The organism is Chromobacterium sp. FG89, assembly GCF_057808735.1.
The window spans coordinates 132,126-153,175 of record NZ_JBMDIQ010000009.1 but is presented as its reverse complement, the minus strand read 5'-3'; the positions used below and the strand labels follow the sequence as shown (position 1 = coordinate 153,175).

Here is a 21,050-nt window from a genome sequence, read left to right as displayed (position 1 = left end):
GCCGCCTTTTGGCGTGTGGGAGCCGGCTTATTCAGCCTGCTTGTCGGCCTTGTCCCGCTTGGCGCGTTTTAGCTCCTTCTTCTTGGCCGGTTTGTCGGTCATCGGGTGCTTCAGCACCTTGGCGGCCAGCTTTCTGGCCGATTTGGTGGCCTTCTTCTGTCCGCGCACCTTGTCCGCCAACGCCGCCAGTTTTTTGGCGGCGCGTTTGATTTTGGCCATTCAGACTCTCCTTTACGGATTGATGAATCGAACCCCCATGGTACGGCCTGGCGGAGAATAAACACCGGACCTTTAGGTCGTTGACAGTGGGGGGATGAACGCGAATGCAGTTAGAACCTGTTTACGATCTGCTGCGCGTCGTGAAGCGTTACACGGTGAGTACGTCTTCAAAATGCTCATGTACCACGTATACATTCCGCTTTCTCAGCCGTTTTCGCTTTGCTCGCGAGATCGTAAACACGTTCTTAGGGGCGCGGAAAATCAGGGGAGGGTAGGTGGAAATGACAAGCATTTCGGCTGGGCGAGTCACCCGCCTGTGGTTTTTATCCGGCACCAAGAGGGAGGGTGAATGGATCAAACAGGTGACTCGCGCAGCCGCCTTGCCAGCGCTTTCCAGCAAGGATTGCAGGCTTTTTACCATAGATTGCCGGCGCCAGCCATTGTCACATTCCCCATTGCCGCCCGGACGGAGGCCGTCCGGGCTGGTTTTGCGGCTCAGGGAAGCGCGGCTTGCGCCTCCGCGTCCGACTCATGCATGCAGGTGCTGACCGCGATCAACACTTCCAGATGGTCGAAGAAACCGGCCCAAGCGCCGCGCTGCGGGCTGAAGTCGAACAAATTCATATCATGGGCGATGCGGCTGAGCAGGCCGTGGCCGGCGTGCTCCGGGTGCTGACGAAGCAGTTCAACCAGCGCGCGGCCGTGACGCTCGCCCAGCGCGTAGGCCTCCGGGAAATCCCGGCACTGAGGCACACGCCAGTAATGCGGCCGGCTGCGCTCGGGCGAGGGGCCGACAAAGGGCAGCTTGGCTTCGCGGGCTTCCAACAAGCGGTAGAAGGCGCGCAGTTCTTCCTTGGTTTTACTCATGGCGGGCCTCCTGGTTGAAGCAGGCAAGCGCCGATGCGGGGAAAGACGGGGACGCGGGGCGGGATACGCGCCTAATGGATTTCGACATTGCTACCTCCTCAAGCGGATGCCGGCCTGGCCGCGGGGCGCGGCTAGGCGGGCGCATGACAAGGTTGGACTACCGGGAGATCATTCCAAAGACCGGCGCACCGTGAGGTGCCCTCGCCACGGCCCGCCCGAATGGGCAAAGCAATAGCGAGACAGAGCGCGGGGAGGCCGCGGTCTGCCGGAATGATCTCAACGTCGGGAGTCCAAGCCCGAGCGCCGCAATTGCAGCGGCGCGGGGCTATTGTTGGCGAGGCGGGCCTTTGCTGTCAATGAAGGGACGGCATCCGTGAAAAAACCGCCCCGCGGATCAGGCCGGCGGGGCGGGGGATTTGAAGCCGTTTGATTGTAGAAGTGGTTGCCGTATCGCCGACGCGCAGCGGATCGTAAACCGGTTCTTAAAGTTTGAAGGCCAGCGTGGTCTGCTGCAGCCGCTCCGCCACCACCGCCAGTTCGCGGGTGGCTTGCGAGAACACGTCCACGGCCACGCCGTTTTCCTTGGACATTTGGGCGATGGCCTCCACGCGGCCGGCCAGATCGGTGCTGGCCTGGCGTTGTTCCTGCATCGCCAGCGCGATGTCGCTGATGGCGCCCACCACGCCTTCCGCGCTTTCTTCCACTGAACTGATGGTGGTGGACACATGTTCCGACGATTCCACCACCTGGCTGACGATGTGACGGCTGCTGCGCATGCTGTCCACCGCCTCCTTGGCCCCGGCCTGGATCTTGGCGATCATCTGGGTGATTTCGGTGGCGGAGCCGGTGGTGCGCTCGGCCAGCTTGCGCACTTCGTCGGCCACCACGGCAAAGCCGCGGCCCTGTTCGCCGGCGCGCGCGGCCTCGATGGCGGCGTTGAGCGCCAAGAGATTGGTCTGATCCGCCACTTCCTTGATCACGGTGGCGATGCTGCTGATCATCTGCGCCTGTTCGGACAGCGATTCCAGGTTGTTGGCGGAGGCGGCCACGCTGTCGTTGACCTTGCGCACTTGCTGGGTGGAGTCCTGCACTTCCTTATTGCCTATCTTGGCCTGACTGCCGGCTTCGCTGGCCTGGGAGTCCGCCAGCGAGGCGTTGTTGGAGCATTGGTCGATGCTGACGGTCAGTTCTTCGATCGAGGCGGCGGCGCTGGAAGTGGCGTTGACCTGCTGGCCGATGCTGGCGCTGACTTGCTCGGTGGACGCGGCCAGCTCCTCGGCGGTGGCGGCCACGCTGGAGGCGGAGTTGATGATGTCGCCCACGGTGACGCGCAGTTTTTTCTGGGTGTCGGACAGCGATTGCATCATCTGGGCCACTTCGTCCCGGCCCTGAACTTCTATGGTGCCGGTCAGGTCGCCGCTGCCCAGCAGGAACAGCGCTTCCATGCCTTTTTTCAGGCTGCCGATGATGCCGTTCTGTATTGTCATGCCCAACAAAAACAGTACGATCAAGGCAATGACCAGCACGGTAACGATGGTGTTGCGCGCTTGCTGGTACTTGTCGGCGGCGTTTTTCAAAGCTTGATCGGACACTTTGACATTGATATCGACGATCTGGCTCATGATGTCGTCGACAACCTGGAACTTGGGTCGGCATTCCTTGGCCATCAGTTCCAGCGCTTTCTTGTTGTTGGCTCCGTCGCCGGTATCGCTATAGCTGAGGTCGCGCACTTTCTTGCAGACTTCCTCCATTACCGGCCAGGCGGCGTCAAAGCGTTTGAGCGCGTCCACTTCCGGCGGGGTGAGTTCGGTCTTGCGATAGAGATCCAGCAGCCGGTTCATTTCCGTCACGTATTTGGCGCGGTTGGCCGTCACCTGATCCATCTGCTTTTTCTCGCTTTCGGCGATGAAGCGGTAGTCGGACCGGCTGGCGTAGATGGCGTACTGGTTGGCGCTGGCCACCCAATTGACAGACATCAGCAGGTTGTCATGCATGTCAATGGTGAGATTATTCATCTCCGCGGTACTTTTGACGCCAACCATGCCGATGATCACGCTGGCCAGCACGCCTAGCAGAATCAGCCCAAAGATCTTGACCTTGATGCTGAACTGCGCAAGAAAGTTTCCCATCGCTCGCTCCCTAACTTCCGCCGATAATCATGTATTGTTTTCTAGCTACTGTTATAAGTGTGTAGTGCAGCTGTATTCATCTTGCAATGCTTGATGTAGGAAATTTTGCAGACGGGCAGTCCGTTTTAGGTGAATGATTTTCAGTTCCTTGTTTGCCTGGGGGTGGAGATTGAATTTGCGCGGCCAGCGCTTATCTTTGAAACTGAGGCGGCGGACAATGGGCGCGGGAACAGGGCCGGCGGCCGGCGGTCTGACTTAGCTTGTTCACGGGGCAGTTAGAAGCGGCGGAGGGTATGTCCGCCCGATAAAGAAGCGTATTGCATGAAAGCCATCACCGTAGCCACTTACAACATCCACAAGGGCATGTCGCCGCTGAACCGCCATGTGCGGTTGGGCGATATGGCCTCCGCGCTGGAATCCATAGACGCCGACGTGTTGTTCTTGCAGGAGGTGCAGGGCAAGAACATAGAACGCGCCTTGCAGCACGCCAGCTGGCCCAAGCTGCCGCAGCATCATTTCCTGGCGCGCCGGCTGGACCACAAGGCGGCTTACGGTCTGAACGCGGCTTATGAGCACGGCCATCACGGCAACGCCTTGCTGACGCGCTTTCCCATCAATACCTGGTGCAACCGCGACATCTCGGTCAACCGCTTCGAGAACCGCGGCCTGCTGCACTGTCAGCTGACGCCGGCGGGCTGGAAGCGGCCGGTGGTGACCTTGTGCGGCCATTTCAATCTGTTGGCGCGAGACCGGCGCAAGCAGTATCTGGACCTGGCGCGCTATGTGCGCGAGAACGTGCCGGCGGACGCGCCGCTGATTCTGGCCGGCGATTTCAACGACTGGCGGGAAGAGGCGACGGATCACCTGATGGACAGCCTGGGCATGGTGGAGGTGTTCGATCAGTTGTTCGGCCGCCATGCGCGCAGCTTTCCGGCGCGCATGCCCATGCTGCCGCTGGACCGGATCTATGTGCGCGGGCTGAAGCCCTTGGGGGCGGAGGTGCTGAAGGGCGCGCCGTGGTCGCGCTTGTCCGATCATTTGCCGCTGTCCGCCAGTTTGGCGCCGATTTGAGGGGTAGACTTTGAACCGGTTCTGAGAGTCCAATGAAGGAAAACAGGGCTCCGCATTGCGGAGCCCTGTTGCTTTGTCACGGACCGGTTTAGAGGTGGAAGCGCTCCACCACGTTCTTCAGCTTGCTGGCGTGGCCGTTCAGCTCGCTCAGGGTGGCGCTGGCGCCTTGCGCCACCTCGGAGGTGCTGCGGGTCATGCCGTTGATGTGCTCGGTGGTGTGGGCGATGTTGCCGACGGCGGTGGATTGCTCGCGGGTGGCGTGGGTGATCTGGGTGAAGGTGTCCACCACTTGCCGCATCAGGCCGCCGATGTTTTCAATCTCGCTGGCCGCGCCCTGGGCCAGGCCCACGCTTTGATCCACGGTGGAGCGGGCCTGCTGCATGCTGGCCACGGTGCCGGCGGTTTGCTGGCGCATGCCCTGGGTCATCTGGGTGATTTCGGTGGTGGCCTGGGCGGTGCGCTCGGCCAGCTTGCGCACTTCGTCCGCCACCACGGCGAAGCCGCGGCCCATTTCGCCGGCGCGCGCGGCTTCGATGGCGGCGTTGAGCGCCAAGAGGTTGGTTTGGTCGGCGATGTCCTTGATCACGTTGACGATGGAGCTGATTTCCTCGGAGCGGGTGCCCAGCGAGTTCAGCGTGTCGCTGAGGGTGGACATGGCCTGGGACAGTTTGCCCACCTCGGCCGAAACCTGATGCATGGCGTGGCGGCCGCGTTCCGCGCTGCTATTGGCCTGGGAGATGATGGCGTTGGCGTCGGCGGTAGTGTCGGCCACATGGGTGACGCTGACGGTGATCTGCTCAATGGTGGCGGCGCTGGAGCTGATGGCCTGATTGACCTGGTCCGCGTCCTCGCTGATGCGGTTGGTGGTCTGATGCAGGGAGCCGACGGCGCTGACCAGCTGGCCGGCGTTGTTGTTGACTTCGCCTATCAAGCGGCGCAGCCGCTGATTCATCACGCCGATCTGGCCCAACGCGCTGGCTTCCGGCGCCTTGGGCACGTCCACGGCCAGGTTGCCGGAGGCGATTTCCTGCAACACGCCTTCGATGTCGGTGACCGATCCGCCCAGCTGGGTATGGATCTGGCGGCGGCCCAGCAGGATCAGCAGCAGGATTTCGCCCACCAGCAGCACGATGGCGGTGAGGAATTGCAGCTGGGCGCTGGACAGCCTGTCCTTGGCCTGGGCCAGCGCGGCGTTGGTGCGCTGGTCCAGCAGCACGAAGAAGTCGTCGATGGGTTTCATGATCTGGGCTTTGAACTGGTGGTATTCCTTGCTGTGCACCAGTTTGCGCGCCAGTTCCATGTCAGGCTGGCCGCTGACGCTGTACTGACCCTGGGCGTCGGCGAACTTGCCCTTGACCGCGTTCATCGCCCGCACTTCCAGCTTGACCAGGCCGTCGGAGTTGGCTTGCGCTTCCTTGAGCTTGGCGAACTCGCCATCGGTGAAGCCGGCTTGCTGCATCAGGGTTTGCAGCGGCACGGTTTCGCTGTCCGGCCGGGGTTTTTCCTGGCCGGCGGCGACGAAGTCCCAGTAGATGCGGTTGTATTCCTTCGGACGCGGCGCCTTGCCGTTGCGGATGTCCAGCACGCGGTTGTATTGCTGTTCATAGCCGGGATCGCCGGTGACGACGTAGGTGCGGCCCAGGCGGGTCAGATCATCCGAGCTTTGTCTCAGCTCCGAGGCCAGCAGGTAGGAGTGATAACGGCTTTCGCTGGCGGCGCTCATCACGTCCACCGCCTGGCGCATGGAAATGAAGGTGTAGATCACGCCGATAAAGGTGAGCGCGATAAGAATCAGCAGGCCGGTGATGGCCTGGTTGGCGCGAAAATTTTTCATATGGAGAGGTCCTCACAGTGCAGCTGAACGATGTTGTGGTGGCCGGTCAATGTCGGGGTCCATGGCCCGCGGTGACGCGGCCGGCGGCGCTGGTTTCTCCTGGGGGAGCGGGGGCGGCGGCGTGGAAGCGCTGCATCTGAGCATGCACTTGGTCCGCATGGCCGCGGCTGTCCGCCGAGATGGCGGCGAGTTCTTCCACCAGGCTGGCGTTTTGCTGGGTGGCGGCGCTCAGTCTCTGGATGGTGGCGTTGATTTGTCCCACGCCTTGCGCCTGCTCGTTGGCGGCGACGGCGATTTGCTGGATCAGGCTGGCGGTCTTGCCGCTGGAGGAGACGATGGCGGCCAGTTGCGCGCCGGCCTGGCCGGCGAGCTGAACGCCGCTGGCGGCCATGCCGCTGATCTCCCTGGCGGCCAGCTGGCTGCGTTCCGCCAGTTTGCGCACTTCCTGGGCCACGATGGAGAAGCCGTTGCCCTGGGCGCCGGCGCGGGCGGCTTCAATGGCGGCGTTGAGCGCCAACAGATTGGTTTGATAGGCGATGTCGTCTATCACCGAGATGTGCTCGGCGATGCACTGCATGCTGCGCACGGTGTGTTCGACGATTTCGCCGCCCTGGCGCGCGTCGTCCGCCGCCTGGACGGCCATGGTTTCGGTGAGCTTGGCGTTGTCGCTGCTCTGGTTGATGGCGGAGGAGATCTGCTCCAGCGAGCAGGCGGCCTCGGACAGGCTGGCCGCCTGGCCGTTGGTGTTGAGGGACAGTTGCTGGGAGCTGTGGTTGATCTGGGCCGACATCATGGACAGATGGCCGGCGCCGCGCTGGGAGTCCGCTATCGCGCGGCTGAGTGTGGTCACGGTCTGGAGCATGGCTTCCGCCAGGCTGTCCCTGGGGTAGCCGCCGGGCGGGGCCGCGGCGGCCAGATCGCCGGCCGCCACCGCCCGCATCAGCCGGGTGACGCGCAAGGGCTCGTCGCCCAGCATGGCGAACAAGCGCCGGTAAATGGTCCAGAACATCAACAGGCCCAGCGCGCAGCAGCCCAGCATCAGACCGATGACGATGGCCAGCCACCGCTCGGCCTGGGCGCGGGACTGGACGACGGCCTGGTTGGTGCGTTCTTCCATCAACTGATAAAACGCGTCCACCGGCTGCATGATGGCGGCCTTGTCCAGATGGTATTGGCGGTCGTGCAGGATGCGCCGGGCCAGTTCCGGATCCGGCGGGCCTTGGCGGCTGAAGCCGCCCTGGCTGTCGGCGAAGCGTCCCTTCATCGCGTTCATCGCCACGGTTTCGGTATTGACCAGCCGGTCCGAGTTGGCCTGGGCCAGCCCGAGCTTGTCGAACTCCTGCTGAGTGAAGCCGGCCTGCCGCATTAGCTGTTGCAGCGGCACGGCGGGGCCGTCCGGCTGCGGCTTGTTGTCGCTAGCCGCCATGAAGTCCCAGTAGATGCGGTTGTAGTGCTGCGGGCGCGGCTGCTGGCCGTTGCGTATCGCCAGCACCGCCCAGTATTGCCGCTCGTAGCGCGGGTCCGCGGTTTCCGCGTAGGTGCGGACCAGGCGGGTGAGGTCGTCCGAGCTTTGCCGCAGTTCGTTGGCCAAGAGATAGCTTTGATTGCGCTGCGACTCGGCCCGGGCTTGCAGATCCAGCTCATGCCGCAGGCGCAGGGTGCACAGCAGGAGCAGCAACAAAAGCAGGGCGAAGACGCCGGCGCTGGCCGTCAGCAGGGATTTGATGCTCAGTTTCATAGGCCTCCCGCCATGCTGCTGTAGCCGTGTTCGCACCGTCGCGCGTTGGCTTGCTTACTGTTTTTTATAAAACAATCTGTTTCTTGACTACTTTTAGTGTGGACACTTAAGTAAAAACAGTGAGTTAACCGCCGCTTGGCTTTGGTCTGGGGGCCTAATGAGAGTGCACGTCGAAACCGGCGAAGGTTGGGCCAGGGCCAGTCTGAGCGGGGAATTGAGCGTTTACACGGTGGAGCAGCTGAAAAGCGAGCTTCTGCCCTTGCTGGCGCACGAAGCGGTGTCGTTGAGCTTCGCCGAGGTGACGGAGGTGGACGGCTGCGCCTTGCAGTTGCTGCTGGTCTTTGGCCGGCAGCTGCGGCGGCTGGTGCTGCTGGCGGACAACCCCCTGGTCAGCGAGGCCTTTCAGTTGCTGGGCGTGGCGCTGACGGCGCCGACGGCGGGAGGCGAGGATGGACTGGAGTAAGGCCAGGGCGATTTTCCTGGAGGAGTCCCGCGAGCTGTGCGACGCGCTGGAAGGCGCGCTGCTGGACCCGGCCGCCTTTCCCGCCGACGCCGAGACCTTCAACCTGCTGCTGCGCACCGCGCACACCATCAAGGGCTCCGCCGGCACCTTCGGCTTCGACGCGCTGGTGGCCTTTGCCCATGCGATGGAGAGCGTGCTGGAACGGCTGCGCGGCGGCAAGATCGCGCTGGGTGACGATCTGGTCAGCCTGCTGCTGGCCTGCAACGATCATCTGCGGCGGATGCTGGAGGCGGTGGAGGCCTCCGCGCTGGACGCGGAGCCGGTCTGGCCGGACGGCGCGCCGCTGTTGCAGCGTTTGCAGCTGTTCCTGCTGGACGGGGCCCCCTGCGCGGTGGCCGGCGAGGAGGCGCTGGACGCCGCCGCCACGCCGCTGTGGCAGTTGTCGCTGCGCTTTTATCCCGATCTGTTCCGCGACGGCTTCGATCCGCTGTCCTGCCTGCGTTTCCTCAGCCAGTTGGGCGCGCTGCGCGAGGTGGAGCTGGTCTGGCCGCCGCTGCCGGCCTTCGCCGACTTGGAGCCGACGGATTGCTTCATCGGCCTGGAGCTGAGCCTGGAATCCGCGGCCAGCCTGGAGCAGGTGCGCGACGTGTTCGAGTTTGTCGCCGAAGACAGCATGCTGGGCATTCTGCCGCCGCACGCGCCGCTGGCGGCCTTCCGCTCGCTGGCGGAGCGCCTGGGGGAATCGATAGAGCCGCAGCTGTCGCGCTGGCTGGCGCGCGGGGCCTTGACGGCGGCGGAGGCGGAGCGGGTGCGGGAGGCGCGCTGGCTGGCGCGGCCGGAGAGCGGCCGGAGCGGAGAGGCTGGAACGGCGGCGGGCCGGCCGGTCCGCGGCGACAGTCACTATATCCGGGTGGAAGCCGGCAAGCTGGACCGGTTGATCAACCGGGTGGGCGAGCTGGTGATCGCGTCCGCCGGCACCAAGCTGATTGCGCAGAGCCGCTGCGACGCGGAGCTGCTGGAGTCCGTGGCCATCATCAACACGCTGGTGGAAAGCATACGCGACGACGCGCTGACCTTGCGCATGGTGCCGGTGGACGAGGTGTTCTGCCGGTTTCCGCGCATGGTGCGCGAGGTGTCGCGGCAACTGGGCAAATCCATACAGCTGTCGATTCAGGGCGCGGACACCGAGATTGACAAATCCATGGTGGAGCGCTTGACCGACCCGCTGATGCACCTGGTGCGCAACGCGGTGGACCACGGCCTGGAAACGGCGGCGGAGCGGCGGGAGGCGGGCAAGCCGGAAACCGGCAAGGTGGTGCTCAACGCCTTTCACGACGCCGGCTCGGTGGTGGTGGAGATCAAGGACGACGGCCGCGGCATAGACCGCGACAAAGTGTTGGCCAAGGCGCTGGAGCGCGGTTTGCTGAGCGAGGGCCGGCAGTTGAGCGAGCAGGAAACCCTGCAGCTGATTTTCCTGCCCGGCTTTTCCACCGCGCACGCGCTGAGCGATCTGTCCGGCCGCGGCATGGGCCTGGACGTGGTGAAACGCAATATCGAACTCTTGCGCGGCGAGATCGAAATCTTTTCCCAGCCGGGCCAGGGGACCACCTTCCGGCTGCGGCTGCCGCTGACGCTGGCCATCATCGACGGCTTCCGGGTGGAGGTGAACGATTCCTCGCTGGTGATGCCGCTGGACATGATGATCGAGTGCGTGGACATGCCTGAGGAGACGATGCGGCAGAACGCGCGCCAGATCAATGTGCGCGGCGATTGGCTGCCCTTCGTGTCCTTGCGGGAGCTGTTCAATCTGCCGCCGGCCGCGCAGCCGGAGTACGTGGTGATAGTGCATTACGGGGAAAACCGCGCCGGCGTGGTGGTGGACCGGCTGATGGGCGAGGTGCAGGCGGTTATCAAGCCCTTGGGCGAGATATTCCGATCGCTGCGTGGCATCAGCGGCTCCACCATTCTGGGCAACGGCAAGCCGGCGCTGGTGCTGGACATTCCGCAATTGATCCACCACGCCTGCCGCCGCGAGCGGCGGCGGATTCGCCAGTCCAGTGAGACGCAGGCGAGCGACGTCATTTAGCGCGCCGATGCGCGCCGGGAGGTAGTCATGCAGTGGTTTCACAATGCGCAGGTCAAGACCAAGCTGGGTCTGTCGTTTGGCGTGGTGCTGGCTTTCCTGCTGGCGCTGGGCTTTGTCAGCTACTCCGCCACCGAGCGCATCACCGGCGTGATGGTGAATCTGTTCGACAACCAGCTGACGCCGATCAAGGATATCGGCAGCGCGGCGCGCAACGCGATGGCCAGCAACCGCTCCCTGTACCGCTATATCGCCGAGACCGACACCAAGGCCATGGATACGGTGGACCTGGAGATGGTCGGCTTCGAGAAGAGCATGAACGCCAGCATAGACGCCTACCGCAAGACGGATCTGACGCCGCCCGAGGTGGACGCGCTGCGCCGCTTCGACGCCGCCTGGGCCATTTACCAGCCCTACGCCACCGAGGTGAAACGGCTGTCCTATACCGACCGCGGCGACGGCGAGAACAATAAGATTGCGTTGAAGTTGATGGCGGAAAAGGGCTGGCCGGCCTTCCAGGCGGTGGACGGGGTGCTGACCGAGCTGATCAATCTGAACGCCAAGCTGGCCGACAACTCCCTGGTGGAAACCAAGGCGATCAGCACGGACGCCTTGCGGGTGCTGGTGGCGATAGCGGTGGCGGCGGTGCTGCTGAGCATCGCGCTGGGGGTGATGGTGACGCGCAGCCTGCTCAAGCAATTGGGCGGCGACCCGTCCTACACCGTGCAGGTGGTGAGCCGGGTGGCGGCAGGGGATTTGTCGGTGCCGGTGAAGCTGCATCCGGACGATACTTCCAGCCTGCTGTATTCGATCAAATCCATGGCGCACCGGCTGTCCGAGACCTTGTCCGAGGTCAGCGCGATGTCGGAGGCGATAGGTTCGGCGTCCGAGGAGGTGTCGTCCACCGCCAACTCCCTGGCGCAGACTTCGTCCGAGCTGTCGTCCAGCATCGAGCAGACCAGCGCCTCGGTGGAGGAGATGGCGGCCACGGTGACGCAGAACGCCGACAATGCGCGGGTGACCGAGGGCATTGCGTCCAAATCCGCGTCCAGCGCCACCCAGGGCGGCAGCGCGGTCAGCGATATGGTGCACGCGATGAAGGAGATCGCGTCGCGGATCACGGTGATCAACGATATCGCCAACAAGACGGATCTGCTGGCCATCAATGCGGCGATCGAGGCGGCGCGCGCAGGCGAGCACGGCAAGGGCTTCGCCACGGTGGCGGTGGAGGTGAGGAAGCTGGCGGAGCGCTCCCAAGTGGCGGCCAAGGAGATAGGCGATCTGGCCAGCCGCTCGGTGAGCGTGGCGGAGAAGGCCGGCACCTTGCTGCAGGAGATGTTGCCCGGCATAGACCAGACCGCCAGCCTGGTGCAGGAGATTTCCGCGGCCTCGCGCGAGCAGCGCACCGGCATTGATCAGATCAACAGCGCGGTGACCCAGATCAGCAGCGGCATGCAGTCTTCGGCCACGTCGGCCGAGGAACTGAGCTCCACCTCCGAGGAACTGAGTTCAGCGGCGATGCAGCTGCAGGATTTGATGCAGCAGTTCAAGCTGCGCAATACTCGCGGCGGCCGCAAGTCACGGCTGGTGCACATCGGCCACTTGCACGGCGGCAAGGCCGCGCCGCCGCCGCCGATGGACGATGATGACGATATGGATCTGACCGTGGACGAGGACAAGTTCTCCAAGTATTGAGAGGGAGGAAAACGGCGATGAGAAACAGCGACCAGCCGGCCGGCCAGGACGGCGGCGACCAGAAATTCCATTGCGTCACATTCATCCTGGGCGAGGATTTGTTCGGTATTCAGATCAACTTCATCCGGGAGATCATCGAGTTCGACGGCATCACCGAGGTGCCGATGATGCCCAACTTCGTGCGCGGCATCATCAATCTGCGCGGCGCGGTGGTGCCGGTGATCGATCTGTCGGTGCGCTTCGGCCGCGGCCAGACGGCCTTGAAGGCGTCCACCTGCGTGGCCATCCTGTCCTTGCCGGGCCTGGAGGGCGGCTACGCCGACATCGGCATCCTGCTGGATTCGGTGTGCGAGGTGCTGGAGATCCCGCAAAGCGAGATCGATCCCTCGCCCAGCTTCGGCTCCAATATCCGCAGCGACTTCATCCAGGGCATCGCCACCATCAATCAGCGCTTCGCCATCCTGCTGAATGTGCGCCAGGCGCTGTCGGTGTCCGAGCTCAGCGCGATGGCGGAGGCGGTGACCCAGCAGTTTCTGAGCGACGACATCGAGGCGCTGTAGATGTTCGCCCTGGAAGAGACGCTGGCCGCCGCGCCCTTGTTGACGGATGGGGAGTTTTTCCAGCTGCGCCGCTTCATCTACCAGACCGCCGGCATCGCCATGCCGATGAGCAAGCGTTCGCTGATCCAGTCGCGCCTGGCCAAGCGCATCCGCCATTTGCGGCTGAACAGCTACGCGGCTTACTGGCGTCTGATCTCGGACCCGGCCAATGTGACGGAGCGGCAGTACGCGATCAATCTGCTGTCCACCAATGAAACCTATTTTTTCCGCGAGCCGGAACACTTCGCCTGGCTGCGGCAAGAGGCGGCGCGGCTGCAGGGCAAGGGCGAGTTCCGGGTGTGGTCGGCGGCCTGCTCCACCGGCGAGGAGCCGTACACGGTGGCGATGATTCTGGCGGAGGCGCTGGGCCTGCTGGGCCAGTGGCGGGTGTACGCCACCGACATCAATACCCGGGTCACGCATCTGGCCCGGCGCGGGGTGTACTCGGTGGAGCGCGCGCGCAGGACGCCGCCGGAGCTGTGGCGGCGTTATTTCCTGCGCGGCCGCGACGAATACGCCGGCATGGTCAAGGTGGCGCCGGAGCTGGCGAAGAAGGTGAGTTTCGCCAATCTGAACCTGCTGCACGCGACGGACTTCAACCATAGTCATTTCGATGTGATTTTCCTGCGCAATGTGCTGATTTATTTCGACGAGGCCACCAAGCTGCGGGTTTTGCTGTCGCTGTGCGACAAGCTGCGGCAGGGCGGACATTTGATCATCGGGCATTCGGAATCCATCCGGCACCTGGCGCTGCCCTTGGCGCAGGAGGCGCCGTCGCGCTACCGGCTGGATGCCCACTTGGCGGGCGGAAGAATCGATGAGCATCAGTGTTCTGATTGTTGACGACTCCGCGGTGGCGCGGGAGATGCTGGGCCAGATGCTGGCCACCGCGCCGGACATCAAGCTGCTGGGCGCGTCGCCGGACCCCATTTACGCGATGAGCCGGATGAAGATCCGCTGGCCGGACGTGATCATCCTGGATCTGGCCATGCCGCGGATGGACGGCCTGACCTTTCTGCGCCAGGTGATGGCGGAGCGGCCCACGCCGGTGATCATCTGCTCGGCCTTGACCACCGAGGGCGCGCTGGTGTCGCTGGAGGCGATGAGCGCCGGCGCGGTGTCGGTGCTGCTCAAGCCGCTGGTCAACGCGAGGACGAATTTCGTCGAGAACGCCAAGCGGCTGGTGGAGGAGGTGTACGCGGCGGCGCGGGTGAGGGTGGAGGCCTTGAAGCAGACGTCGCCGTCCGGCTATCCCGCGCCCAAGCTGACCGCCGACGCCATTCTGGACGCGCCGCCGGAGCGCCGGCGGCCGGCGCAGGGCACGGAGCGCGTCATCGCGCTGGGCGCGTCCACCGGCGGCACCCAGGCGCTGGAGTTCCTGTTGCAGCGGCTGCCGCCGCATTGCCCGGGCATGGTGGTGGTGCAGCATATGCCTGAGGGCTTCACTTCCATCTTCGCCGGCCGGCTCAACCAGCTGGCCCAGGTGGAGGTGAGGGAGGCGAAGAACGGCGACGTGCTCAGCGCCGGCACGGTGCTGATTGCGCCGGGAGGCCAGCATCTGCTCTTGCACCGCCGGCAGAAGCAGTTTGTCGCGGAGGTCAAGGGCGGGCCGCCGGTATCGAGGCACCGGCCGTCGGTGGACGTGTTGTTCCGCTCGGTGGCGGTGAGCGCCGGGGCCAACGCGGTGGGCGTGATCCTCACCGGCATGGGGGACGACGGCGCGCGCGGCATGCGCGAGATGCACGACGCCGGCGCGCGCACGCTGGCCCAGGACGAGGCGTCCTGCGTGGTGTTCGGCATGCCGCAGGCGGCCATCGCCCGCGGCGGGGTGGACGAGGTGATGTCTCTGGAGCGCCTGGCGCGGCTGTTGCAGGGTCTGCGCGCCTGAGAACCTGTCCATGGTCCGCCGCGCGGCGGCGGACGCGGCCCTCAAGATAGATACAGATGCGATAGGTGTTTTTACGTAAATACCGATGCTTGTCGGTGTCTATTTGTAAAAAACCTTTTAAAAACAAAGCCGGCGCGGGTCGCTTCACCTCGAGAAAAAGCGATTATGCACTTGCTATGTGCAAACTACCAAAGCCAGTCGCATTGATTCGCGTTTAATTGGCGTTATCATCACTTTCCATATTCAGCGCTCGCCGCCGCACCGGGCCGCTTGTCCCGGCGCGCCGCCGCCTGTCTATCTTTCCCCGCCCGCTCCGCACCACTTCGCGGCGCTGTCATCGTCTCTTGTCGATTACTGCCTGATCCACTGCCTGGACCTGCGGCGCCGGTCCGGCGCGCTCCGGATGCGCCGCCGGCGGCGGGGAGCCGTTTTTGGAATGAATGTCGAAGGAATGCATCCGTATGAGTGTCTTGAACAAGGACTGGGGCTTGCGGGCCAAACTATCCGCCGCTTTTACTCTGGTGAGCCTGCTGATCGTGGCGGTTTATTCGATCTACGCTTATCGCAGCACGGTCGATTCCGAAATGAAGGGCGTGGATCAGACCCTGCTGACCGCCGCCTACGCGGCGCGCCAGATGGTGGGCGAGAACTTCCACGACCAATTGCCGGACAGCAACCCCAATAGCCAGGTCACCACCAAGCAGCTGACCGATTTTGCGCGCGACAGCGGTCTGGCCTACGCCTATTCCACCATTCAGCGCGGTGGCCGCGTGTTGTACACCAGTTCTTCCGCCAGCCCCGACGAGGTGAAGTCCGGCCAGTACCAACAGTGGTTCCTGGCGGAATACAAGGATGTGCCGGCCGGCCTGGCCGCGGCCTTGCGCAGCGGCTCCACCCAGTTTGAGGAATACCAGGGCGAGTTCGGCCTGTTCCGCTCGGTGTTCGTGCCCTTCACCTCGGCCAGCGGCATGCGCTACGTGGTGGGGGTGGACACGTCCTTGCAAAAAGTGGAGGCCTTGCGCACCCAGGTGCTGTGGCAAAGCGGCGCGGTGGGCCTGGGCCTGCTGCTGATGTCCCAGCTGGCGGCCCTGTTGCTGGCCAACCGCATGGTGCAGCCGGTGAACGAGTTGAACGTGGCCCTGCAGCAACTGGCCGGCGGCGACTGGAACCTGGTGCGCAGCATGCCGGTGCGCAGTCGCGACGAAGTGGGCCGCATCGCGTCCTCCTTCAACACCTTCATGGCGGCCCTGCGTGAGCGCTTGCTGGAGATCCGCGGCGAATCCGACGCGGTGCAGAGCGAATCCCAGCACATCGATCAGTTGGTGGGCGGCGTGGCCGCGCGTTCCGGCCAGCAGGCCGAGGACGTGCGCGGCAGCGCGGCGGCGGTGGAGGAGCTGGCGGTGAGCATCGCCCATGTCTCGGAAATCGCCGAGGACGCGGCCACGCTGATGTCTTCGTTCGAAGGCCAGACCCAGACCACGGTGCAATACATCCAGAACGCGGTGGAAGGCATGCGGACGGTGCAGCAGGAAGTGACCCAGCTGGCCGGCAAGCTGGATCAGCTGGATTCGCGCACTAATGAGATCAATATGATTGTGGCGGTGATCAAGGACATCGCCGATCAGACCAATTTGCTGGCCTTGAACGCGGCGATCGAGGCGGCGCGGGCCGGCGAGCAGGGCCGCGGTTTCGCGGTGGTGGCGGACGAGGTGCGCAAGCTGTCCGAACGCACCGCCAACGCCACGGTGGAGATCGGCTCGATGATCGCTTCGGTGCAGCAGGATTCCGCCTCCGCCATCTCCGGCATGCGCGCGGCGGTGGACCGCGTGGACGCCAGCGTCAATCACGCCGGCGAGGCGCAGGACACCTTGCAGGGCTTCTCGGTGCAGATCCAGGGCGTGTCGCGCGGCATGGGCGATATCTCGGCGGCGGTGCGCGAGCAGGCCAACGCTTCGCAGCATCTGGCCGGCAGCGTGGAGTCGGTCAGCAGCTCGGCCGAGGAAAACCGGCTGGCGGCGGAAGAGGCCCAGCAGGGCGTGGTCAATCTGTTGGAGCGCGGGGTGTCTTTGCGCGGCGTGGTACAGCAGTTCACGCTCTAAGAACCTGTTCAATGTCTGCTGCGCTTCGGCGATACGGCGTTGAAAACACCTTCGAAATGCTCATGTACCGTATGTACATTCCGCTTTCTCTGCTGTTTTCGCCTTGTCTCGCTCTTGCTCGCGAGACTTTGAACAGGCTCTAAGCCATGGCGCGGCGCAGGGTCGCCATGCGCACGCAACCGCCCTCGGGCGGTTTTCTTTTTGCCAGATAAATGACATTGGCGTAAAGTGGCTTGTCGTCCTAAAGGAAGGAGGCGGGTCATGGAGCGGGAGCTGTCGTTGTCGTATGCCGGCGCGGACCCGGCGCGCGGTCCTTTGATCATCGTGGCGTCCAGCGGCACCGGCGGGGACATGCAGCCCTTTATCGCGCTGGCGCGCGGCTTGAGCGAGCGCGGCCACCGGGTGCGGATGCTGGCGCCGGCCTTGCAGGAGGAAGCGGCGCGGGCGGCCGGCCTGCCGTACTGGCTGTTCGGCAGCGTCGAGCGGGAACAGGCGGCGCTGGACAACCCCGATCTATGGCATGAGCGCAAGAGCTGGGGCGTGCTCTGGGATAGCCTGGCGCCGGATCTGGACGCCTTACGGGAGCGGGTGAGGGATCTGCCGGCGGATGAGGACTGCGTGGTCTTGTGCCACCCCGTCCTGGTGCCGATGGCGGCGCTGGCGCGAGCGGCGCGGCCGGATTTGCGCATTGTGACGGCCTATCTCGCGCCGTCCAATCTGTGCAGCCGCCACGACCTGCTCACCCTGGGCTCCTTGCGGATTCCCGGCTGGCTGCCGCCGGCCGGAGCCGGCCTGCTGTGGTGGGCGCTGCATCGCTGGTTCAACGCCCAGACCTTGCCCAGTCTGAACGCGGCGCGCGCACAGCGCGGCCTGCCGGCGGAGCCGCATTTTTTCGAGCATATGCTGAGAGCCCCCAACGCCTCGGTGGGCCTGTTTCCCCGCTGGTTCGCCGCCTTGCAGCCGGATTGGCCGCGGCCGTTCTTCGAAGGGGATTTCCTGCTGCCCGCCGCGCAGCGGGGCGCGGGGCTGTCCGCCGAGCTGGAGGCCTTTCTGGCCGCCGGCGATGCGCCCGTCGTGTTCACGCCGGGCACCGGCCATCGGCACGCTGCGGCCTTCTTCGACGCCGCGCTGCGGGCCTTGCGGCGGCTGGGCCGGCGCGGGATTTTCGTCACGCCGCACGCGGCGCAGTTGCCGCCGGCTTTGCCGGCCGATGTGCTGTGGCAGGCGTACGCGCCTTTCGCCGCGCTGTTGCCGCGGGCGGCGGCGCTGACGCATCACGGCGGCGTCAGCACCATGGCGGACGCGATGCGCGCCGGGATCCCGCAATTGATCGTGCCTTACGCCTACGATCAGTTCGACAACGGCCAGCGCGCCAAGCGCCTGGGCGTGGCCGAGGTCTTGCACGCGCAGCGCGTGTCCGCGGGGAGAATGGAGCGTTTGTTGGCGCGTTTGCTGGCCGAGCCGGGCCCGGGCCCGGCCTGCCGCGAGCTGGCCTTGCGCATGGCGGCCGGCGCGGAAGCGACGCGGGCGCTGTTGGACGGCGTGGAGGAGGCCTTGTTGGGACGGGCTGCGCGCGGGGCGGAAAGCGCTAGCGCGACGCCGGCGCTGGCGCCGGGCTAGCGAGCGCTTGGGAGGCGCTTAGAAGGTGTTTACGATCTCGCGAGCAAGAGCGAGACAAGGCGTTGCGGCTGAGAAAGCGGAATGTACGAGTGGTACATGAGCATTTCGAGGACGGCACTCATCGCACAATGTCTCTACCGACGAGCAGCAGATCGTAAACAGCTTCTTAGCTGAACAGCGTGCGCGCGCCCTCGTAACGGGCGGCGAAATAGCTATTGTCCAGCCGCGCCACGCGGATGGAGCTGTTGGTGCGCGGCGCGTGCACGAACTTGCCGTCGCCGATGAAGATGCCCATGTGCGAGAACGGGCGGTTCATGGTGTTGAAGAACACCAGGTCGCCGACCCGCATCCGGCTGTCCGGGATGGGCCGCGCCACGCCGGCGATCTCGGCCGCGGTGCGCGGCAGCGTGACGCCGACGGCGTTCTGGTAGATGTAGCCGACCATGCCGCTGCAATCCAGGCCGGCCTCGGGGTTGGTGCCGCCGAACTTATAGTCCAGGCCCAGCAGGCCCAGCGTATAGATCAGGATTTCCCGGCTGGCGCCGTCGGCCTTCAGTCCGGACAGGCTGAGGTCGCCGGAAGGGCGGGGCTTGCGGCCGCCGACCACCTTGGAGGGCGTGGTGCCGCAGGCGGCCAGCAGGCCGGCCAGCGACAGCAGCGCGGCGCCGCGCAGCAGCGCGCGGCGGTCCAACGGCGAAGAGGGCGAAGGCGGCAGGGTTTTGCTCATTGTTGCTTTGACTCCAGTTCTTCCCAGCGCGCCAGCTTGTCCATCAGCAATTCGTCGATTTCCTCCACCCGGCGCTGCCAGGCGATGGCCTCCTTGGGCGTGTCGCGGTAGCAGTTGGGGTCCAGCAATTGCTGATTCAGGCTGGCTTGCTCGGTTTCCAGCGCGGCGATCTCGTCCGGCAGCGCGGCGAGCTCTCGCGTTTCATTGTAGGACAGTTTGTTGCGCGCGGACTTGGGCTTGTCCTTGGGTTTCTCCTGCGGGGCCGAAGCGTCCCGCGGCTTCTCCGCCGGCTTCATCGCCGCCATGCGCGCCTTGGTGTCGATCCAGTCCTGGTAGCCGCCCGGATATTCTTCCAGCCGGCCGTCGCCTTCGAAGGCGATCACCTGGGTGACCACGTTGTCCAGGAAGGCGCGGTCGTGGCTGACCAGGAACACGGTTCCCGAGTATTGAGCGATCACGTCTTCCAGAAGTTCCAGCGTGTCGATGTCCAGGTCGTTGGTGGGCTCGTCCAGCACCAGCACATTGGCCGGCCGGGTGAACAGCCGGGCCAGCAGCAGGCGGTTGCGTTCGCCGCCGGACAGCGAGCGCACCGGGCTGCGCGCGCGCTGCGGCGAGAACAGGAAGTCTTCCAGATAGCTCATCACGTGTTTCTTCACGCCGCCGATTTCAACGAAGTCGTTGCCCTGGCTGATGATGTCGGCGACGCTGGTTTCCTCGTCCAGCTGTTCGCGGAACTGGTCGAAGTAGGCGATCTCCAGCTTGCTGCCCTGCTTGACGCTGCCGCTGTCCGCGTCCAACTGGCCCAGAATCAGCTTGAGCAGCGTGGTTTTGCCGGCGCCGTTGGGGCCGATCAGGCCGATCTTGTCGCCGCGCAGGATGCGGGTGGTGAAGTCGCGGATCAGGGTCTTGCCCTCGAAGCCCTTGCCGACGTGTTCCAGCTCCGCCACCAGCTTGCCGGAGCGTTCGCCGGCGTCCAGCTGGAAGTTGACCTGGCCCACGCGCTCGCGCCGCGCCGAGCGCTCGCGGCGGATGGCCTCCAGCCGGCGCACCCGGCCCTCGTTGCGGGTGCGGCGCGCCTCGATGCCCTTGCGGATCCACACCTCTTCCTGGGCGTGGAATTTGTCGAAGATGCGGTTTTGCTCCTCCTCGACGGCCAGTTCTTCCGCCTTGCGCACATGGTAGCTGGAGAAGCTGCCCGGGTAGCTGCGCAGCAGGCCGCGGTCCAGTTCCACGATGCGGGTGGCCACATTGTCCAGGAAGCGGCGGTCGTGGGTAATCAAGAGCACGCTGCCGCCGTAGTTCTTGATCAGGGTTTCCAGCCATTCGATGGCGGACACGTCCAGGTGGTTGGTGGGTTCGTCCAGCAGCAGCACGTCGGGTCTGGCGGCCAGCGCGCGCGCCAGCGCCACGCGTTTTTTCCAGCCGCCGGACAGCTCCTCGATCCGCGCGTCCGGGTTCAGGCCCAGATGGGACAGGGTGGAGGAGATCAGCGCGTCGAACTGCCAGCCGCCGCGGGCCTCCAGCTCGTGCTGGATGTGCTCCATCCGCGCCAGCGCCTGCTCGTGGTCGGCGTCGGCCTGGGTCAGCTGATGGGTGACTTGGTGGTATTCGGTGAGCAGGCTTTTCAGTTCGCCCAGGCCTTCGGCCACGGCTTCGAACACCGTGTGTTCCGGCGCCAGCTCAGGCTCTTGCGGCACATAGGCCACTTTGACGTCGCCCTTGATGTTGACGCGGCCGTCGTCCAGCGCCACCGCGCCGGCCACGCTTTTGAGCAGCGAGGACTTGCCGGCGCCGTTGCGGCCGATCAGGCCGACCACTTCGCCCGGTTCCAGCGCGAAATCGACGTTATCCAGCAATGCGTGGTGACCAAAAGCCAGGCAGGCTTTTTCGACGGTAATCAGAGCCATGGTGCGTGTTGTTTTCTGTATGGAAAGTTGGGCGGATTGTAACATGGGCTTCACCTTTCCACGCTTAGCGCCGCGCGGTTTGTGCTGTTACAATGCCGGCCAAACTTGAAT

At 64.7% G+C, this 21,050-nt stretch carries 16 protein-coding genes; 9 read left to right on the top strand and 7 right to left on the bottom strand.

Going from position 1 to position 21,050, the window contains the following annotated elements; all coding sequences use genetic code 11:
* Positions 1-27: 27 nt before the first annotated feature.
* The 3 genes from ACODRW_RS11355 to ACODRW_RS11345 form a co-directional block, all read right to left on the bottom strand.
* Positions 28-219, bottom strand: coding sequence for a hypothetical protein (locus ACODRW_RS11355; RefSeq protein WP_488905784.1), 192 nt, complete (start codon positions 217-219; stop codon positions 28-30).
* 495 nt (positions 220-714) lie between these two features.
* The gene (locus tag ACODRW_RS11350; RefSeq protein WP_488905783.1) at positions 715-1,086 is read right to left on the bottom strand and encodes a hypothetical protein; all 372 of its coding nucleotides are present in this window, start codon (positions 1,084-1,086) and stop codon (positions 715-717) included.
* A gap of 482 nt (positions 1,087-1,568) precedes the next feature.
* Positions 1,569-3,215 (bottom strand): methyl-accepting chemotaxis protein, encoded by a 1,647-nt coding sequence (locus ACODRW_RS11345; protein WP_488905782.1) that lies wholly within the window; start codon positions 3,213-3,215, stop codon positions 1,569-1,571.
* 321 nt (positions 3,216-3,536) lie between these two features.
* On the opposite strand from ACODRW_RS11345, the gene ACODRW_RS11340 reads away from it, so the two are divergent.
* Positions 3,537-4,286 carry an endonuclease/exonuclease/phosphatase family protein gene (locus ACODRW_RS11340; RefSeq protein WP_107799067.1) on the top strand — a complete coding sequence of 250 codons (750 nt, stop codon included), beginning with the start codon at positions 3,537-3,539 and terminating at the stop codon, positions 4,284-4,286.
* 88 nt (positions 4,287-4,374) lie between these two features.
* Here ACODRW_RS11340 and ACODRW_RS11335 read toward each other — a convergent pair whose 3' ends face one another.
* On the bottom strand, positions 4,375-6,120 hold the full coding sequence (locus tag ACODRW_RS11335; RefSeq protein ID WP_235088580.1) for a methyl-accepting chemotaxis protein: 1,746 nt from the start codon (positions 6,118-6,120) through the stop codon (positions 4,375-4,377).
* A gap of 46 nt (positions 6,121-6,166) precedes the next feature.
* Positions 6,167-7,858 (bottom strand): methyl-accepting chemotaxis protein, encoded by a 1,692-nt coding sequence (locus ACODRW_RS11330; protein ID WP_488905781.1) that lies wholly within the window; start codon positions 7,856-7,858, stop codon positions 6,167-6,169.
* A 157-nt stretch (positions 7,859-8,015) separates the two neighbouring features.
* Here ACODRW_RS11330 and ACODRW_RS11325 point away from each other — a divergent pair, with 157 nt between their 5' ends.
* From ACODRW_RS11325 to ACODRW_RS11290, 8 genes are all read left to right on the top strand, one after another.
* Positions 8,016-8,321 carry an STAS domain-containing protein gene (locus tag ACODRW_RS11325; RefSeq protein ID WP_488905780.1) on the top strand — a complete coding sequence of 102 codons (306 nt, stop codon included), beginning with the start codon at positions 8,016-8,018 and terminating at the stop codon, positions 8,319-8,321.
* Positions 8,308-10,407, top strand: coding sequence for a chemotaxis protein CheA (locus ACODRW_RS11320; RefSeq protein ID WP_488905779.1), 2,100 nt, complete (start codon positions 8,308-8,310; stop codon positions 10,405-10,407). The genes ACODRW_RS11325 and ACODRW_RS11320 overlap by 14 nt, the downstream gene beginning before the upstream one ends.
* A 27-nt stretch (positions 10,408-10,434) precedes the next feature.
* Positions 10,435-12,099: a methyl-accepting chemotaxis protein gene (locus tag ACODRW_RS11315; protein ID WP_488905778.1), complete on the top strand. Its 1,665-nt coding sequence runs from the start codon at positions 10,435-10,437 to the stop codon at positions 12,097-12,099.
* 17 nt (positions 12,100-12,116) lie between these two features.
* The gene (locus ACODRW_RS11310; protein WP_488905777.1) at positions 12,117-12,659 is read left to right on the top strand and encodes a chemotaxis protein CheW; all 543 of its coding nucleotides are present in this window, start codon (positions 12,117-12,119) and stop codon (positions 12,657-12,659) included.
* Positions 12,660-13,541: a CheR family methyltransferase gene (locus ACODRW_RS11305; protein ID WP_227108470.1), complete on the top strand. Its 882-nt coding sequence runs from the start codon at positions 12,660-12,662 to the stop codon at positions 13,539-13,541. It begins immediately after the preceding gene.
* On the top strand, positions 13,516-14,586 hold the full coding sequence (locus ACODRW_RS11300) for a protein-glutamate methylesterase/protein-glutamine glutaminase (RefSeq protein ID WP_227108469.1): 1,071 nt from the start codon (positions 13,516-13,518) through the stop codon (positions 14,584-14,586). Before ACODRW_RS11305 ends, ACODRW_RS11300 begins: the two co-directional genes overlap by 26 nt.
* A gap of 461 nt (positions 14,587-15,047) precedes the next feature.
* Positions 15,048-16,685 carry a methyl-accepting chemotaxis protein gene (locus tag ACODRW_RS11295; protein WP_227108468.1) on the top strand — a complete coding sequence of 546 codons (1,638 nt, stop codon included), beginning with the start codon at positions 15,048-15,050 and terminating at the stop codon, positions 16,683-16,685.
* A gap of 261 nt (positions 16,686-16,946) precedes the next feature.
* Positions 16,947-18,305 carry a nucleotide disphospho-sugar-binding domain-containing protein gene (locus tag ACODRW_RS11290; protein WP_488905776.1) on the top strand — a complete coding sequence of 453 codons (1,359 nt, stop codon included), beginning with the start codon at positions 16,947-16,949 and terminating at the stop codon, positions 18,303-18,305.
* A 166-nt stretch (positions 18,306-18,471) separates the two neighbouring features.
* Here ACODRW_RS11290 and ACODRW_RS11285 read toward each other — a convergent pair whose 3' ends face one another.
* Both ACODRW_RS11285 and ACODRW_RS11280 read right to left on the bottom strand, forming a co-directional pair.
* Positions 18,472-19,032: a C40 family peptidase gene (locus ACODRW_RS11285; RefSeq protein ID WP_488905775.1), complete on the bottom strand. Its 561-nt coding sequence runs from the start codon at positions 19,030-19,032 to the stop codon at positions 18,472-18,474.
* Positions 19,029-20,939 carry an ATP-binding cassette domain-containing protein gene (locus ACODRW_RS11280; RefSeq protein WP_107799078.1) on the bottom strand — a complete coding sequence of 637 codons (1,911 nt, stop codon included), beginning with the start codon at positions 20,937-20,939 and terminating at the stop codon, positions 19,029-19,031. The genes ACODRW_RS11285 and ACODRW_RS11280 overlap by 4 nt, the downstream gene beginning before the upstream one ends.
* Between the last annotated feature and the right edge of the window lie 111 nt (positions 20,940-21,050).